The 17,766-nt window shown below is 39.4% G+C and carries 13 protein-coding genes; all 13 read left to right on the top strand.

Annotation, left to right across the window (positions count from 1 at the left end):
* The first annotated feature begins 23 nt into the window (after positions 1 to 23).
* Positions 24 to 569, top strand: coding sequence for a dTDP-4-dehydrorhamnose 3,5-epimerase (gene rfbC, locus IJ00_RS20135; protein ID WP_035156007.1), 546 nt, complete (start codon positions 24 to 26; stop codon positions 567 to 569).
* Between the two features lie 365 nt (positions 570 to 934).
* Entirely contained in the window at positions 935 to 2,161 is a 1,227-nt protein-coding gene (locus IJ00_RS20130) for a glycosyltransferase (RefSeq protein WP_046814877.1), read from the top strand.
* Positions 2,162 to 2,212: 51 nt separating this feature from the next.
* Positions 2,213 to 3,523 carry an NAD(P)H-dependent oxidoreductase gene (locus IJ00_RS20125; protein ID WP_035156005.1) on the top strand — a complete coding sequence of 437 codons (1,311 nt, stop codon included), beginning with the start codon at positions 2,213 to 2,215 and terminating at the stop codon, positions 3,521 to 3,523.
* A gap of 141 nt (positions 3,524 to 3,664) precedes the next feature.
* Positions 3,665 to 4,879: a glycosyltransferase gene (locus IJ00_RS20120; protein WP_046814876.1), complete on the top strand. Its 1,215-nt coding sequence runs from the start codon at positions 3,665 to 3,667 to the stop codon at positions 4,877 to 4,879.
* Positions 4,872 to 5,651, top strand: a complete 780-nt coding sequence (locus tag IJ00_RS20115; RefSeq protein ID WP_035156003.1) for a PIG-L deacetylase family protein — start codon at positions 4,872 to 4,874, stop codon at positions 5,649 to 5,651. The genes IJ00_RS20120 and IJ00_RS20115 overlap by 8 nt, the downstream gene beginning before the upstream one ends.
* Positions 5,652 to 5,772: 121 nt before the next feature.
* Positions 5,773 to 6,879 (top strand): glycosyltransferase, encoded by a 1,107-nt coding sequence (locus tag IJ00_RS20110; RefSeq protein ID WP_035156002.1) that lies wholly within the window; start codon positions 5,773 to 5,775, stop codon positions 6,877 to 6,879.
* A 165-nt stretch (positions 6,880 to 7,044) separates the two neighbouring features.
* Positions 7,045 to 9,279 (top strand): polysaccharide biosynthesis tyrosine autokinase, encoded by a 2,235-nt coding sequence (locus IJ00_RS20105; protein ID WP_035156000.1) that lies wholly within the window; start codon positions 7,045 to 7,047, stop codon positions 9,277 to 9,279.
* A 1,182-nt stretch (positions 9,280 to 10,461) separates the two neighbouring features.
* Positions 10,462 to 11,247, top strand: coding sequence for a heterocyst development glycosyltransferase HepC (gene hepC / locus IJ00_RS20100; RefSeq protein ID WP_035155999.1), 786 nt, complete (start codon positions 10,462 to 10,464; stop codon positions 11,245 to 11,247).
* 276 nt (positions 11,248 to 11,523) lie between these two features.
* Positions 11,524 to 13,350: a heterocyst formation ABC transporter subunit HepA gene (gene hepA, locus IJ00_RS20095; protein ID WP_035155998.1), complete on the top strand. Its 1,827-nt coding sequence runs from the start codon at positions 11,524 to 11,526 to the stop codon at positions 13,348 to 13,350.
* A gap of 137 nt (positions 13,351 to 13,487) precedes the next feature.
* On the top strand, positions 13,488 to 14,456 hold the full coding sequence (locus IJ00_RS20090) for a glycosyltransferase family 2 protein (protein ID WP_035155992.1): 969 nt from the start codon (positions 13,488 to 13,490) through the stop codon (positions 14,454 to 14,456).
* Between the two features lie 48 nt (positions 14,457 to 14,504).
* A complete protein-coding gene (locus tag IJ00_RS20085; protein ID WP_035155989.1) occupies positions 14,505 to 15,389 on the top strand; it encodes a glycosyltransferase family 2 protein in 885 nt (294 codons plus the stop codon).
* Positions 15,390 to 15,478: 89 nt separating this feature from the next.
* Positions 15,479 to 16,663 (top strand): glycosyltransferase family 4 protein, encoded by a 1,185-nt coding sequence (locus IJ00_RS20080; protein ID WP_035155986.1) that lies wholly within the window; start codon positions 15,479 to 15,481, stop codon positions 16,661 to 16,663.
* An 8-nt stretch (positions 16,664 to 16,671) separates the two neighbouring features.
* Entirely contained in the window at positions 16,672 to 17,655 is a 984-nt protein-coding gene (locus IJ00_RS20075) for a glycosyltransferase family 2 protein (RefSeq protein WP_046814875.1), read from the top strand.
* Positions 17,656 to 17,766: the final 111 nt, after the last annotated feature.

The raw sequence follows: 17,766 nt of genomic DNA, 5'->3' as shown, positions 1-17,766 counted from the left end.
TAAATTCAACAACGGTGGTATCTATGATTTTTACAGAAATTGACCTCAAGGGTGCATTTGTTATTGACTTAGACCAAAAGCCAGACCATCGTGGTTTTTTTGCTCGGACTTTTTGTGCCAAGGAATTTGAAGAACATGGTTTAAAACCTACAGTTTCTCAATGTAATTTATCCTTTAACCATAAAAAAGGCACCTTGAGAGGGATGCACTATCAAGTTTCTCCAGCAACGGAAACAAAATTAGTCCGTTGTACCCGTGGAGCAATTTATGATGTCATCATTGATATGCGCCCAGAATCTCCTACCTATCTGCAACATTTTGGTGTGGAATTAAGTGACGAAAACCGTCGTGCTTTATATGTTCCAGAAATGTTTGCCCACGGTTATCAAGCATTAACTGATGGTGCAGAAGTAGTATACCAAGTAGGGGAATTCTACACTCCTGGTTACGAACGAGGTCTACGTTATGATGACCCATTTTTCAATATTCAATGGCCCCTAGAAGTTACAGAAATTTCTGAGAAAGATAAAAATTGGGCGTTGATGAGATTAATGGCTGTTGGCAGTTAATTTGTTTCCAGAGTCCCGAGATAAATCTGAAAAAAATTGCTTCTTTTGATGGCAAGGAATAATTAAATGATTTACATATTTCTATTTAATTATTCCCAATACTCCTGGAATTAAGTGAGTTACAGAAAGATGGCATCTTTTACAGGGAATCCTCTAACATCTACCAATCAACCCATTTTCAGACACACGAATATTTTTTGTTAGTTAGTGAATATTTGCAGAGATGCGGATTTCATAATGGTTAGGAATAGATTTAAACCTGTTCCTCTTCTAGGGATTTTCAGTAGTCTGAGCATTAATGATTCATCATTAATCACTGAGCAGACAAAACCATGCTTTATCACTTTTAATTAGGACTAAATATTATGCCAGCAAAAAGATTTTTTAATGCCTTCATCAAAGTAGTTAATTATATCAATGGCAGACGAGAAGCTCGTCGAAATCGGCGACAATTTGTATCCTTGAAACCAGAAGGTACACCCATTGGCAATGTTTTGATATCTTACTTTCCAGAACCTCTGTTGCTGAAGCCAGAAGAAATTCCCAATAGTCACACAAACTTTTGGGAATGCCGACAAATAGTCCAAACATATTTAGATATGGGTTATTGTGTCGATGTCATCCATTCAGAAAACGATGTTTTTGTCCCCCAAAAGCACTATACACTTTTCGTGGAAGTACGTTGGACTTTACAACGCATTGCCCACCTGTTAAATCCAGATTGTATTAAGATATTCCATGCAGATGCAGCTAGCCTAACTTACCATAATGCCGCAGAAGCTCAAAGACTATTAGCCCTACAACAGCGTCGGGGTGTAACATTACTACCTCGAAGACATGAAAGACCTAATTTAGCAGCAGAGCATGCCGACTGCATCACAATTTTAGGTAATGATTTCACTGCTAACACATTTAAATATTTAGGCAAGCCAATTTACAAAATCCCAATTTCTACACCAGTTGTATATCCCTGGTCTGAAAGCAAAGATTTTGATACCTGTCGGCAAAATTTTCTCTGGTTTGGTAGTGGTGGTTTAGTTCATAAAGGATTAGATTTAGTCTTAGAAGCTTTCGCTCAAATGCCGGAATACCACCTCACAATTTGTGGTCCAGTGCAAAAGGAAACGGATTTTGAGAAAGAATACTATAAAGAACTTTATCAAACACCGAATATCCATACCGTTGGTTGGGTTGATATTAGCAGTCAAAAATTTATCGACATTGCCAATAGTTGTGCCGCACTTGTCTATCCTTCCTGCTCTGAGGGTGGTGGAGGTTGTGTGATCACCTGTATGCACGCTGGAATGATTCCCTTGGTAAGCTATGAATCTAGCGTTGATGTGCATAATTTTGGTGTAATTTTCCCAGAGTCTTCTGTAGAACAAATTCAGGCAGCTGTCAGAAAAGTGGCGAATTTGCCTACAGAACAGTTGGAGACTATGGCGAAAAAAGCTTGGCAACACGCTAGGGCAAATCATACTAGAGAAACCTTTGCGGTTGCATATCGCCAAGTGGCAGAAGAAATTTTTGCCCATCATAGTCAAAAAGGTCAGGTAAAGTTGACCGGAACTAAGGAAGAATGCTTAGTTTAGGAATATTACTGAGAAAATAATTGCTGTATATTTTTGGGAGTTGATGATTAAATGATTATTCTTGATACTGCTTTAGCTGCTCGTGCAGAAGCTGGTAATCCCGTGAAAGTAGCCATGATTGGTGCTGGTTTTATGGGGAGAGGGATTGCAAACCAAATTTTAAATTCTGTTCCTGGGATGGAATTGGTAGCGATCGCCAACCGTAGCTTAGAAGCTGCCCAACGGGCATATAATGAGGCTGGTTCAGATAATGTACAAATTGTCAATACAGTAGAAGAATTAGAGGCAGCGATCGCCCAAGGGAAACACGCAATTACCGAAGATGCGATGTTACTGTGTCGTGCCCAAGGGATTGATGCTTTAGTGGAAGTTACTGGAGCTGTAGAATTTGGCGCTCATGTGATTATGGAGGCGATCGCCCACCGCAAGCACGTCATCATGATGAACGCAGAACTCGACGGTACAATTGGTCCCATCCTCAAGGTATATGCAGACAAAGCAGGGGTGATTCTCACCGCTTGTGATGGGGATCAGCCCGGTGTCCAAATGAATCTCTATCGTTTTGTTAAAAGTATTGGTTTAACTCCCCTTCTATGTGGTAACATCAAGGGCTTACAAGACCCCTACCGTAACCCCACCACCCAGGAAGCATTTGCCAAACGTTGGGGACAAAAAGCCCACATGGTGACCAGTTTTGCGGACGGCTCCAAAATTTCCTTTGAACAGGCGATCGTTGCTAACGGTACTGGAATGAAAGTCGCCAAGCGAGGTATGTTAGGGTATGACTTCTCTGGTCATGTTGATGAAATGACCAACATGTATGACGTAGACCAACTCAAGGAATTGGGTGGCATTGTCGATTATGTTGTGGGAGCAAAACCAGGACCAGGGGTATTTGTGTTTGGAACCCATGACGATCCCAAACAATGTCACTACCTCAACCTCTATAAACTAGGTGAAGGTCCCCTGTACAGTTTCTACACCCCCTACCACCTCTGTCATTTTGAAGTACCCCTTTCCGTCGCTCGTGTTGTTCTATTCCAGGATTACGTTTTAAGTCCTGTGGGCGCTCCCCTGGTAGATGTAGTCACAACTGCGAAAATTGACTTAAAAGCCGGAGAAACCCTAGATGGTATTGGCTACTATATGACCTATGGTCAGTGCGAAAACTCAGATATAGTTCAACAGCAAAACCTCTTACCTATGGGATTAGCAGAAGGTTGTCGCCTCAAACGCGATGTTCCCAAAGACCAGGTTTTAACCTATGATGACGTGGAACTCCCAGAAGGTAGACTCTGTGACAAGCTACGTGCAGAACAGAATGCCTATTTTGCCCCTGCTAAAACTTTAGCCACTGTCTAAAATTCATTGACAAGCTGGAATTATATTAAAGTTAGGTGAAGAATCTCTTCGTTGATATGATAAACGGGAGATTCTTCTCTCAATCGCATCCATTTACCCTACTTACTTCTAGATAAAAAAATCATTTTTTGGGGAGTATAAATGCGATTCAAATTTATCCAAAATACACAAGAAATTATCAAGAGTTTCCAGGAAAGAACGCAAGATAGACAAAAAAGAAGAAGATTTATTTCATTACAGCCAGGAACCAGCCCGATTGGCAATGTTTTAATATCCTATATTTTAGAACCATTTTTACTAAAATCTCTACCTCATAATCATACTCAATATTGGGAGTGTCAACAGATAGCTCAAACTTTTTTGAATATGGGTTATGCCGTTGATATTATCCGCTACGATAACGATGCTTTTATTCCCGAAAAAGATTACAAGTTTTTTATTGAAACTCGTTGGAATTTGCAACGTTGTCATCCCTATCTATCATCAGACTGTATCAAAATTTTTCATGCAGATACAGCACATATATTATTCCATAACGCCGCAGAAGCTAATCGTTTATTAGCATTGCAGAAGCGCCGAGGAGTCACACTCAAGTCTCAGAGATATGAACCCCCAAACCACGCTTTAGAGAATGCAGACTATGTAACGGTTTTGGGTAATGAGTTTACAATTAATACCTTTACCTACGCGAATAAGCCAATTTATCGCATACCAATTTCCAGTCAGTTTACCTATCCTTGGAATGAGTCTAAAGATTTTGATGCTTGTAGACGGAACTTTCTCTGGATTGGCAGTAAAGGTTTAGTGCATAAAGGTTTAGATTTGCTTTTAGAAGCTTTTTCGCAAATGCCAGAATACCATCTGACAATTTGTGGAGCAATTAATCAAGAGACAGATTTTGCCGCCGCCTATAATCAAGAACTTTACCATACACCAAATATTCATACCTTTGGTTGGGTTGATATTGGCAGCCAGGAGTTTATTAATCTCACAAATAATTGCTTAGGTGTGGTCTATCCTTCCTGTTCCGAAGGTGGTGGAGGTTGTGTGATCAACTGTATGCACGCAGGGTTAATACCTCTTGTTAGTTATGAAGCAAGTGTAGATATTGCCGATCGCTATGGTGTAATTTTCCCAGAATCTTCTGTCACAGAAATCAAAAATACTGTGCAAAGGATTGCCAAATTACCGACATCTGTGTTGAAAAATATGTCTAGGAGTGCATGGGAATTTGCTAGACAAAACCATACCCAGGAAAAGTTTGCTACTACCTACCATCAGACCATACAATCTATTTTGGCAAATCATCCAAATCAACAGCGCTTAGTTTCCCATACCACTGTTCACTATGCTTAGGAAAATAAAAAACGGTCTCAATCGCATTTTAAATCCTCTGATTGTTCGAGAAACCAGTTTGAGATTAACCCATAAATTTCTCAAGTCCAAAAGTCAGCAAATCACCAGTACTAATAAAAAAGCTATAGTTTTCGCTCCCCATGAAGATGACGAGACATTTGGGTGTGGAGGGGCGATCGCCATCAAACGTTCCCAAGGCATTCCAGTTAAGGTAGTATTTATCACTGATGGTCGTTACGGTAGACCGAGTTGGATTACTCCAGATAACATAATCAGTCATCGCCAACAAGAGGCAACTGACGCTTTAAACGTATTAGGTGTAACTCCAGAAGATATTTATTTTCTCTCCCAAGAAGATAGTAAATTGTCTGACTTATCACCGGAATCACATCAAGAGTTAGTGACAAAAATTCAAGAAATCATTAAAAACTTTCAACCAGAAGAAGTGTATGTTACTTATCAGTACGATAAGCACGCAGATCATCAGGCAAGTTACAACATAGTCACAGAGGCGATCGCTAAATCTGGCATAAGTGTAGAAATATTACAATACCCGATTTGGGGATTTTGGCAAAACCCATTACTTCATAAACTGAAAAAACAAGACCTAGCCAGGACTTACCATCTCCCTATCCACCAAGTTCACCAACAAAAACTCAAAGCTATCAATAGCTATAAGTCCCAAACCCCTGGGTTACCCCCCAGCATGGTTGAACAAGCAGCCTCTGATTACGAAATATTTTTTAAGACCTCGACTATAAAGAACAAGTAAATATTCTGAAAAATTCGCGTAATTCAGGATTCCAACACTGAAAGTATATATATGGGGTTCCGAAAAATCCCCATCTATTCAAAAAATTACAGTAACTCAGTTCAAATTTAGTGAGAATCAAATGAAAATAGCCCTAGTCCATGACTATCTCACTCAACGCGGTGGTGCAGAACGTGTATTTGAACTTCTGTGCAAACGTTATCCCGATGCCGATGTTTATACATCTTTGTACGATCCGCAACAAACTATCGACCTGGGAGAGCGTATAGTAAATACTACTTTTCTGCAAAATATCCCTGGCGCTGCCAAATATTTTCGCCTCATGGCTCCTTTCTACTTTCCAGCCTTCCGCTCCCTTGATTTACAATCCTATGACCTAATTATTAGTAGTAGTACTAGCTTTGCCAAAGCTGTTCGCAAAAGTCCCCAAGCCAAACATATTTGCTTTTGCCATAACGTCACCCGTTTTCTCTGGGATACAGAAACCTATTTACGTGAATATGGGGACTACCGTTACTTCGCACCCCTGATTGAACAAGTCTTTGACGTGATGCGAAAAGTAGACTTGACCTACGCTCAAGAACCAGACCTTTATATTGCTAACTCCAGTGTCGTTGCCCGACGCATCAAAGAAATTTACGGCAAAAAGGCGATCGTCATTAATTACCCCATTGATACTAGTAAGTTTCTGTTTTCCGAGACCAAAGAAGATTATTATCTTGCCTCAGCTCGGATGATTAGTTACAAACGTCTTGATATAATCGTGGAAGCTTTTAACTGGTTAGGTTGGAGACTACTAATATCAGGGAATGGTCCAGAGCGCGAAAGATTACAATCAAAAGCTCTCAGCAATGTGGAGTTTTTAGGACACGTCACTGACCTACAACGTACCCAACTGTTTGCGAACGCGAAATCAGTGATAGTCGCAGCCCTCGAGGATTATGGATTAGTGCCAGTAGAAGCAAACGCTAGCGGAACCCCTGTCATTGCCTATGGAGCAGGTGGTGTCCTAGATACACAAATACCCGGCAAAACAGGCGTTTTCTTCAACAGACAAACACCTGAGTCTTTACAATCTGCACTACTAGAAGCTAGGGACATATCTTGGAACTACAATGATATCCGGAATCATGCAGTTAATAACTTTTCAGAAACAGCCTTTTTCAGTCAAGTTGAGCAAGTTATAGAACAAGCTTGTCGGACATATCAACATCAATTAGCCGTTTAAGCAGCGATTTCAGATTCTTAAATGAGAAACTCTTTGATTAGTCTCTTCCATAAGAAGAGAAATCTTATATTCTCTAGCCATATTACATAAGTGGCATTTTTTTTAATCTAAATCCGTAATCCAAAATTCAAAATAGTTTGACTTGTTATCTGAGGGATAGTAAACGTGATTCAAAATAGCCTGAATCCTCACGTAAATCCAGTGAATGAAGCAGCAGAACCCGGTTATGGGCAACTGTTTGCCGTGTTGCTACGCAGGTTTCCTTGGTTTTTACTGGTATTCTTAACTTCCATTGCAGTCGCTGGTGTGATCACAAAACGCACAGACCCAACGTACAAAAGCACGATGCAATTACTAGTTGAAGCCAATTACCAAGGTAAGACAAACGATGGCGGAGAGGAAAGTAAAGTCCTAGACACAACCATCCAAATTGATACGGCAACCCAACTAGAATTAATGGGTAGTTCCTTACTTTTACAAGAAGCATTAGGAGCAATCCAGAAAGACTATCCCGATATGACAATCGGAGAACTCAAAGGTTCTTTACTTCTAGAGCAAATTAAGAACAAAGAAGATAACGTCGCTACGAAAATCTTTAAGGTAGACTATACCTCCAATGACCCTACGAAAACCCAAGCAGTTTTAACTGCCCTGAAGAAAGTCTACATCGACTATAACCGCAAACAGCAAGATGACAGACTCAATAAAGGTTTAAAAGTAATTCGCGGTCAAATTAAGAAAACTAGTGAAGAACTCACTACTGCTGAAAATAATCTCCAAAGATTCCGCAGAAATCAAAACTTCATTGACCCCGAAACCCAAGCTAAATCCCTAGAAGATTCCTTAAATACTATCCGGCAAGAGCGTCGCACAACCCGCTCCCAGTATGCAGAATCCAAAGCTAAATATAGCTCTTTACAACAACAACTTAATAAAACCCCTCAAAATGCTCTAGTTTCCTCCCGTCTAAGTCAATCGACTCGCTATCAATCCCTACTTGGTGAAATTCAAAAAACCGAGTTGTCCTTAGCACAGGAACGTCTACGATTTACAGACGAAACTCCCCAAGTGAAAAAGCTGGTTGAACAACGGGATAGTCAATTAGCACTTCTCAAACAGGAAGCAGGACGAACTCTTGGAGGACAATCAACAGAAGCTAGTAGTGTTACCAGTAGCAGTATTCTCAACCAAGGACAACTAGGACAAATTGATTTAACCTTGGCGAGTCAATTGGTGGATACACAAACATCCATGCTTTCCTTGGCAGCTCGTGACAAGAGTTTAGCCCAAAGAGAACAGGAGATAAATTCTCAACTCAAAGGTTTTCCGGCTATTTTAGCCGAATACAGCCGACTCAAACCTCAAGAACAACTAGTACGTGAAAGATTGCAATCTTTACGCAAATCTGAACAGGAATTAACTCAACAGTTGGCAAAGGGTGGTTACAACTGGGAAATTGTAGAACAACCGAATAAAGGTGATTATGTCGGTCCCAATGTGCAACAAAACCTCTTGCTAGGTGCTGTTGTAGGTTTAATGTTAGGTGGTGTCGCGGCATTTTTACGTGAAGCTTCTGATGATTCCGTACATAGTACTGCGGAATTAGAGAAGCAAGTGGCTTTACCTGTATTGGGTGTCACTCCCAGACTGTTACCTGCGAAGAATAGGGAATCTTTAATTAAATTGCCCTTCGGTAAACCAGAACTTTCATCCGCACCTTGGACAGTACAGGTACTACAATCACCCTTACGTTGGGAATCCATAGACTTAATCTTTAAAAATATTGAGTTGGTAAGTTCAGTTGCCTCCTCTAAATCTTTGATGATTACTTCTGCTTTACCGGATGATAGTAAATCTGCCCTTGCCTTAGGTTTAGCAATGAGTGCTGCTCGTCTTCACAAACGAGTACTATTAATTGACGCAAATTTACGAGACCCCAGTTTACACAAACAGCTCAACTTGCCGAATGAACAGGGTTTGTCAACCATCTTGGCAAATGATACCAACTTACCCGATCAAATTGGTGTTCAATCCTTAGGCTCTTCTTTCATTGACATTCTTACTGCTGGTCCACAACCAGCTGACCCTGCAAACCTACTAAGTTCCCCACGAATGGGACAACTGATGGCAGCATTTGAAGAAAACTATGACTTAGTTTTAATTGATGCGCCTCCTGTACTTGGTTTAGTAGATGCCCTGTTAACTGCATCCTCTTGTCAAAGTGTCGTTATGGTGGCAAGTATTGGCAAAGTCACTCGCACACAAATGTCCCAAGCTACCACTATGCTCAGTAAACTGAACCTGATTGGAGTTGTGGCAAATGGAGGCGGTAACAATAGTACATACGTCCCCTACGCCAAACAACATTCATTAGCTTTACAACAAGCAATGGAAAAGTAAAAAGTCTTTGAGATAGGAAAGACAAGTTGTGTGCAGAAAGCTCTTACTGCTTGGTAGGACATATTTTTCCTGTGGTTATCCATTTTTGGAAAATCAATCTTTTTCAGAGATGACACCGTATCAGGCATGAGAATCTATCACATATTTCGAGATAGTTGCTATCATTCATGCATTTGCAAGAATGAATCATCTATTACTTACTAACTTAAATGTGATATCTAAAAAACAATTGTAAGATTTAGTTTTATAACTAAGTCTTTTTTTGTTGTCTAATTATCAAATATGATTTTGAATGTCTGGGTATATGCTTGAAACATCACTTAAAATTATATTTTTATTATAAATATCTAGTTTTTATTATAGTATATTTTTTGAGTGAATAAAGTGTTCTGTATAGTTATAAGGGGATAAGAATCAGTGGCAGTAAATATTACAGGCTTGTACTATATATTCTAAAAAACGATATAAATCATCAATAATAGTTATAAGATACATATCTATAAAGATTTTATTTAATATTTTAAAATTTCAAAAATTAACAGGATTGAGATTAATTATAAATATGAAATTTTATTTTGTTGATAATCCAAACATCTAAAATCAAAATTATTCAAAAACTGCTAAATTAATTCGACATTAAACTAGGAAAAATATGAAGTTTAATCATTTAGGAGTTAGTACCTAACTTAATCTCCCTATTCTACTCCATGTGCCTTCATATCCTATTCATATATTTCAAGTATTTATGTTAAAATCAGTTGATATGAAAGGATATACAATTTACGTATTATCACTCTCTACACAATTCATATTAACTTAATAATTTACACAAAACTTGGTAATTATTTAAAGAGTGAATAAAGAATGCAGGTAAAATGACGACGGCTGCCATGTCTTCCTATATCCTAGAGATTGAGTAATCAAAACACGACCTGTGTCAAAAAAATAAAGTGGAAATTACGGAAGTTTTTCGGAAATCGCATATCTAGGTTTTGTATACCTACCTATCACAAGTAAAGATATTGAGGTTTGCAAAACTTTAAGTTAATTTATCCTATCTTCCGCTCTATATTTCTCAAATAATTGTTTGAAGGTCGATGCACAGCGCGCTTCAAACTGGCTATTGTTCACGAATTTGTGCATCAGGCTTGCACTCTACCACCCTATAAAAGCAGATAAATTATGACTACTTCAATAATTCCTCATTTAGATGACTATCGCGTTGTGACCCAACAAAGCCAAGAAAAGCGGGCTTACTGTACACTTCAGTGGCGACAAGGTCAACTGTTAGTGATGACTCCCGGTCAATTAAAACAGCCATATTTGTCTTCATTAGAACAGAAACAGTCTTTGGTAGATTGTTTGAAGCACTCCCCTGCAAGTTTAGTCCGCATTGACCCCAAATTGGGAGCAGCTAAAGTTGAAATGTGGGCAGATGCTTGTGTAGAGGCAGGAAAACCGATATATCTTCACCTACCTAAAGCGAAAAAGACATCAAGATATAGCAGTCCGGTATGGGAAATCTCGAAGCGATTGATTGACTGGGTTTTGGCACTAGTCTTGCTGGTGATTTCCAGTCCTGTGATCTTGGTTCTGATGGGTTTAATAGCTATATATTCCCCTGGTACTCTCTGGGAACGTGAATGGTGTATCGGGGAAAGAGGAAGACTATTCCAAATCTTGAAGTTTCGTACTCGATGTGTTGGTCACTTGACTGAGGAAAAGAACCCAACAGTAACTGTTTTGGGAAAATGGATGCGTAAGTATGGCTTAGAGAATCTACCTCTGTTGTTGAATGTTTTACGGGGGGATATGGCTCTTGTCGGTACTCGTTGTTGGAATTTGGCTGATGGAACATCTTTAAAAGCCGAGCAACAACATCAGTTAAATAAATTGCCTGGTGTTTTTGGCACTTTGGTAATGGAGACAGAAGAAAATATATTACATCTAGATGGGCAAACACTCTAGGTGTGTCGAAAAAAAGTGAATTTCAGTAACAATGTGAAGATATTTTAGATGTTTAACTTTGCTACTGAAATTTTATTTATTTGCAGATATTACCCTAGCTATTCAATATTTGAGTATAGTCAAGTAAATTCTCAAGCAGTATCGGGATGTATATTAGATAACTGCGCAGATAGTGAAGTTAGTTTATCTTAAATATCTTGACTAAATAAAGTATCTTATAATCTCAGTATAATTTTCAGTAGTATATTTTAATTGCAATCACTGTAGAAAGTAGCCATGCCTTTGAAAGTCCCTCAACCATTACGGAAGTTGTTCCAAGCCAGTAAATTTTGGCAACAAAACCGTTTAATATTGCGAGAGTTTAAGCACTTTCGCAAAATTACTATTTTAGCGGTTGTATTCTCAATACTTGCAGCCACATTTGAGGGTGTCAGTATTGGCTTCCTGTTACAGTTTCTTAATAGTTTAACTACACCTAACGCTAAAGCCAAGATAGGTATTGAGTTTTTAGATGCTTGGATTAGTAGCACATCGATTAATCCTTTATATCTAATTTCTGCCTTTATTCTTTTGAGTACTTGGATGCGGGCTACTTTTAACTATTTTGGGGGCATCTATACGGAGTCAGCTCAATTAAATTTAGCCAATCGTTTGCGTCTGCAAGTATTTGAGCAATTGCAGGCAGTACCTCTGAGTTATTTTGCCAAAACAAGATCTGGCGAAATTATGAATGTTATCACAACAGAGGTTGAGAGGATTAAGACAGGTTTTGGCGCTGTATCGTATATTTTTACCAGGAGCTTAACTGTCATAGTTTACGGGATTTCGATGTTTTTTATCTCGTGGCAGTTATCTATAGTTTGTCTTTTAGTTTTTTCCCTATTAGCGGCAGGCTTATCAAATTTAAATGCGAGGGTTAGAGAGAGTAGTTTTGGGATTTCCGAAGCTAATGCAAATTTCAATTCTAGGGCTTCAGAGTTTATTAACGGTGTCAGAACTGTCCACGCTTGTGGGACGCAAGAATTTGAGAGACGACGTTTTTACCAAGCTAGTGACGAACAATTAGACGCTTCGATGAAAGTCGTCATGGCTTGGAGTTTAGTAAAACCGATCGCCGAGGTAATTTCTACAACGGTATTGATTGTTCTGATTATTGTTGCTTTTACAAAATTCACCTTAAATCCTGGACCATTACTGACATTTTTCTTCGTGTTATTCCGTGCTGTTCCTAACATTCAGGAACTGAATAGCACATTTGCATTTATGAGTACATTAACTGGTTCCTTGGAGGCAATTAAAAGCGCTTTACAAATTAATAATCAGCACTATTTTGAAAATGGCAATATTCAGTTTAGTAAGTTTCGTCATGCCATAGACTTAGTATCTGTTGATTTTGGTTATGATACAGAAAATTTGGTGCTGAGTGGGATTAAACTTACCATTGAACGGGGTAAGATGACCGCATTGGTGGGTGGTTCAGGGGCTGGTAAAACAACCCTTGCGGATTTAATTCCGAGATTTCATGATCCGACTGAGGGTCATGTATTTGTTGATGGGGTTGATTTGAGGGAGTATGAAATTAACTCTCTGCGTCGGAGAATGGCAGTAGTTAGTCAAGATACCTTCATTTTCAATGCTTCGGTTTGGGATAACATTGCTTACGGAACACCAGAAGCTACAGAGGCAGAAATTCGAGAAGCGGCGAAACAGGCAAATGCTTTAGAATTTGTTGAACAAATGCCTGATGGATTTAATACTATTTTAGGCGATCGCGGTGTGCGCTTATCAGGTGGACAAAGACAAAGAATTGCGATCGCTCGTGCTTTATTAAGGGATCCAGAAATTCTCATCTTAGATGAGGCAACTAGTGCATTAGACTCGGTATCAGAAAAATTAATCCAGGAATCTCTGGAAAAACTCTCGGCAGGTAGAACAGTGATTGCGATCGCGCACCGACTATCAACAATTGCTCAAGCTGATAAAGTTGTAGTCTTGGAAGCTGGGCAAATAGTTGAGCAAGGCAAGTATCAAGATTTACTCCAGCTTAAGGGTAAACTTTGGAAATACCATCAGATGCAGCATCAACTAGGGCAAACAGGTTAACTATGGTTGACAGGGATGCTGGTTAAATATACTGACTATTCACCCTGAATATTACTGAAAGTCAAAAATACTCTGATGTATATCCGGAAAACACTGGTACGTAGCAGTAGTTCAAATAGTGTCAGGAGAGTTCAAGAATGCCAAACCACAATTCCACTCCTTTAGTCAGTGTGATTACTCCTACCTATAATCGTCCGGAGTACTTACAGATAGCTTTGAGGAGTGCTATCCAACAAACCTATCAGAATATTGAGATTATTGTTTCTGATAATTGTAGTGAACAAAATCCCCAGGAAATTATTAATTCCTTTGCCGACTCTCGAATTCGTTTTTTTCGCAATACCCAAAATTTGGGAATGTTCCAAAATACCATGGGAGCAGCACAAAAAGCTCAGGGTAAATATATTGCCTTCCTCTTAGATGATGACGTTTGGGAGCCTGATTTTTTAGCTAAATTAGTTCCCAATTTAGAAGCCAATCCTGATTTAGCCTTAGCATTTTGCGACCATTACGTGATTAACGGCGATGGTAGTATTAACTATACTTTAACCGAGGAATATTCTCAAGCCTTTCATCGGGCTAATTTATCAGAGGGTATATATCAACCATTTATTAAACAAGCTTTAGTTGATGGTGCAGTTTCTTCGGCAACAGCATCTGTGATTCGTCGTGATGTGGTGGAATGGTCAAAAATTCCGGCAGAGGTGGGTGGTTCTTGGGATATATTTATCAATTATCTTTGCTGTCATTCCGGTTTAGGAGCTTATTTTGTACCAGAGAAACTGACGAATTATCGTGAGCATGAGAATACTGATACTCAGCAAAGTGGAAAAAGTAATTATCAATCCAAAATTAAAAAGGCAGAAGCCGATTTATTCTGTTATCAGCAGTTGTTGAAAGATACTAATTTACGAGAATTTCATGATTTCTTTCAACAGAAAAAAAACCATATTAGTACAACTTTGGGTATTGGTTTAATGCGAGCCAAAAAACCCGAGGTAGCGCGTCCTTACTTTTGGCGATCGCTGCGGGAAAAGTTTAGTCTTAGAACCCTTGTCGCACTAATATTAAGCTTTTTTCCTCCATCCTTAGCCAGTCGTTTTTAAGTTACGATAAATCACTTATCTCAGACAATAGCACTAGAGGAAAAACATATGTCTATGATAGAGAATTTTAAAGTTTCAGTTTGTATTTGCACCCGCAATCGTCCAGATAATTTACGTCAAGCTCTCAATTCTTTGGAAACATCGACCTATCCATATTTTGAAATTATTGTTTCCGATGATAGCACCGATGAAGTTACCGCAGAATTAGTGAAGTCAGAATATACTCATGTAAGATATTTAGCTGGTCCGAGATTAGGATTGGGAGCAAATCGGAACAACGCCTTAAATGCAGTCAAGGGTTCCCATGTTTTATTCATTGATGATGATGTAATTTTAGGGGAAAACTTCCTCGCCCAAGCTTTACAACATCTACAAACATATAGTACAAAAACGGCAGTTGATATTAGTAAAGTCATCGTTACTGGACCTCAACTCAACCACTATGAAGATTTAATCTTTCCCCACGATCAAGATTTTCTTGGTTATCAACGAGTTCCCTATCAAACAGGGGATGAAATTAAAACTGTAGTGATTAATAGTGCTGTTTTTCCTAGAGAAGTATTTGATAAAGTCTTATTTGATCAGAAGTTAGTTTATGGTTGTGATGAAGTAGATTTTACAACTAGAGCGGTTAAGCAAGGTTACAAAATTACAATTTGTCCAGAAGCTGTAAACGTACATTTACCTTCGGAGATAAATCGAGACTTTTATCAACCCTATCATGAAGCTTCTAGAATTTATGTGACTTTCAAACGCTATTTCTCAACAGAAACAGAGAAAATCAAGGCATTGCTATTCCTACTCATTGCATCTGTACATACTGCGGCACATTCACTAAAAACAGGCGGTATTAAAGGGTTTGACAAATTATTTCAAACCATGGGTTTAGTTTCTAACTATATGTCTTTAGAATATTTTCCTGAAAGAAAATAGACATTTCTAAACTCAGTGAAGTTTTTTGCAACCAACAAACTTCCTGACACTCATTGATTTAGCAAAATATTCATAAGTCAGTTAAAAACATGAAAATTTGTATTGTCACGCCCTATGTGATGAAGGGTGATGGTCAAGGACGGGTAAACTATGAAATTGTTTGGGGAGCAATTCGTCGTGGACATCATTTAACCCTGGTTTGTAAGAAAATTGCTCCAGAATTACAGATGCATCCCCAGGTGACATGGATACATTTTGATATTCCCAATTACCCAGCCCAACTACTAAGTGAAATTGCCTTTTCCCGCAAGAGCGCTGCTTGGTTGAAAGAGCATCGTCAGGAATTTGATATTGTCAAAGTCTGTGGTGCGGTAACATCTGCTGCTTGTGATGTCAATGTAGCCCATTTTATTCATAGCGCTTGGTTAAAATCTCCTGTACATACAGCACGGGTGAATAAGAATATCTATGGGCTGTATCATTGGCTGTACAGCGCTTTAAATGCCTACTGGGAAAAACAGATATTTCCGAGAGCTAAAGTAGCGATCGCCGTCTCCGATAAAATTCGCCAGGAATTAATTACCGAAGTGGGTTTACCTGAAGAACAGGTACGGGTAATTATTAATGGTGTAGATACAGAGGAATTTGTCCCCGGGAATAGAAGTCGCCAAGAATACGGGTTACCGGAAAATGTCACCATGGGGCTATTTGCTGGGGATATTCGCACTAATCGCAAGAATTTAGATACCATTCTCAAAGCCCTGGTACAAGTTCCTGAAATGCATTTAGCAGTAGCAGGGAATACCACAGATAGTCCCTATCCTGCCCTGGCTCAGGAACTAGGTATTAGCGATCGCGTCCATTTTTTGGGTTTTCGTCGAGATATTGCCCAAATTATGCAAGCTGTAGACTGTTTCATCTTCCCCTCTCGCTATGAAGCCTGTACCCTAGTGATGTTAGAAGCAATGGCATCAGGTTTACCAGTGATTACTGCTACCTCTGCTGGGGGTGCAGAATTAGTCACATCCGAATGTGGTTTTGTTTTATCAAATTCCGATGACATTGCCGGACTAGCCGCAGCGATGAGTCAACTTCAGGGCGATCGCCAATTACGAGAGCAAATGAGTCTAGCCAGTCGTCGCGTCGCAGAACAAAATACCTGGGCAAACATGGCAGACAATTACATTCAGTTATTTGAAGAACTGGCGACAGTCAATTCTCCGACTCCAGCAGTTACGACTTCATACCTATCTACTACCTCTATCGCCCACTAGGAGTTGTAATGAAAATTACAATTGTTATTCCCACCTACCGACGTGTTTCAGATTTAATCAACTGTTTACAAGCTTTACAAACCCAAATTCGTCCAGCCGACCAAGTAATTGTAGTAGTTAGAGATACCGATAACCAAACCTGGGATTTTCTCCAGGGATTTAATAGTCAAGACTTACCCTTACAAACAGTTACAGTCAAAGTTCCCGGTGTTGTCGCAGCGATGAATGCAGGGTTAGATGCTGCTACAGGTGATATTGTTGCCTTTACCGATGATGACTCTGCTCCCCATCGTGATTGGTTTGCCAAAATAGAAGATTATTTTCTCAGTGATAGTCATATTGGCGGAGTTGGTGGCAAAGATTGGCAATATGTCAACGGCAAAATCAAAGAACCCGGGGAAAGGGAGATAGTTGGTAAGCTGCAATGGTGCGGTAGGGTGATTGGCAATCACCATCTCGGAGTCGGTACAGTTCGGGAAGTCGATGTTCTCAAGGGAGTGAATATGGCTTTTCGACGTAGCGCGATCGCCGGAATGCACTTCGACGAAAGAATGCTAGGTACTGGCGCTCAGGTTCATTTTGAACTTGCCTTTAGTTTAAAACTGAAACACCGGGGATGGAAATTAATCTATGATCCCGCGATCGCAGTTGATCATTTCCCAGCCCAAAGATTTGACGAAGATCAGCGTGATTCTTTTAACCAACTCGCTCTCACGAACGCAGTTCATAACGAAACCCTAGCCCTACTAGAATATCTCTCACCACTACGTCAGTTGGTATTTATCCTCTGGGCTGTATTTATTGGCACTAGGGATGCCTTTGGCTTATTACAAGTATTGCGACTTTACCCGAAACAAGGAAATATTGTTTGGCGAAAATGGTTGGCATCTCTGCAAGGACGTTGGCAAGGATGGCAAACCTATCATGAAGGTAGTAAAAATCCTGAGTTGCCACTATTGACAGCAGAAGAAGGGTTAAGGAGTAAAAGTTAGAGTAAATATTTAGAAGGTAAAAATAGATTTTGGCTAATTAATAAGATTTAAAAGTGCTGTAGTGGAGTTGTCAGGCTTGTAATTGTGCTTTATTAGCTTCCCACCTCAAAA

Origin of the sequence: Calothrix sp. 336/3 (assembly GCF_000734895.2) — a bacterium.
GTDB lineage: Bacteria > Cyanobacteriota > Cyanobacteriia > Cyanobacteriales > Nostocaceae > 336-3.
Note: the sequence above shows the minus strand (reverse complement) of the source record. Positions and strands in the feature narration are given on the sequence as shown.

Bases quoted from the DNA above. Each gene is read 5' to 3' on its own strand.
- rfbC (WP_035156007.1), top strand. From the start codon at position 24: ATGATTTTTACAGAAATTGACCTCAAGGGTGCATTTGTTATTGACTTA.
- IJ00_RS20130 (WP_046814877.1), top strand. From the start codon at position 935: ATGCCAGCAAAAAGATTTTTTAATGCCTTCATCAAAGTAGTTAATTAT.
- IJ00_RS20125 (WP_035156005.1), top strand. From the start codon at position 2,213: ATGATTATTCTTGATACTGCTTTAGCTGCTCGTGCAGAAGCTGGTAAT.
- IJ00_RS20120 (WP_046814876.1), top strand. From the start codon at position 3,665: ATGCGATTCAAATTTATCCAAAATACACAAGAAATTATCAAGAGTTTC.
- IJ00_RS20115 (WP_035156003.1), top strand. From the start codon at position 4,872: ATGCTTAGGAAAATAAAAAACGGTCTCAATCGCATTTTAAATCCTCTG.
- IJ00_RS20110 (WP_035156002.1), top strand. From the start codon at position 5,773: ATGAAAATAGCCCTAGTCCATGACTATCTCACTCAACGCGGTGGTGCA.
- hepC (WP_035155999.1), top strand. From the start codon at position 10,462: ATGACTACTTCAATAATTCCTCATTTAGATGACTATCGCGTTGTGACC.
- hepA (WP_035155998.1), top strand. From the start codon at position 11,524: ATGCCTTTGAAAGTCCCTCAACCATTACGGAAGTTGTTCCAAGCCAGT.
- IJ00_RS20090 (WP_035155992.1), top strand. From the start codon at position 13,488: ATGCCAAACCACAATTCCACTCCTTTAGTCAGTGTGATTACTCCTACC.
- IJ00_RS20085 (WP_035155989.1), top strand. From the start codon at position 14,505: ATGTCTATGATAGAGAATTTTAAAGTTTCAGTTTGTATTTGCACCCGC.
- IJ00_RS20080 (WP_035155986.1), top strand. From the start codon at position 15,479: ATGAAAATTTGTATTGTCACGCCCTATGTGATGAAGGGTGATGGTCAA.
- IJ00_RS20075 (WP_046814875.1), top strand. From the start codon at position 16,672: ATGAAAATTACAATTGTTATTCCCACCTACCGACGTGTTTCAGATTTA.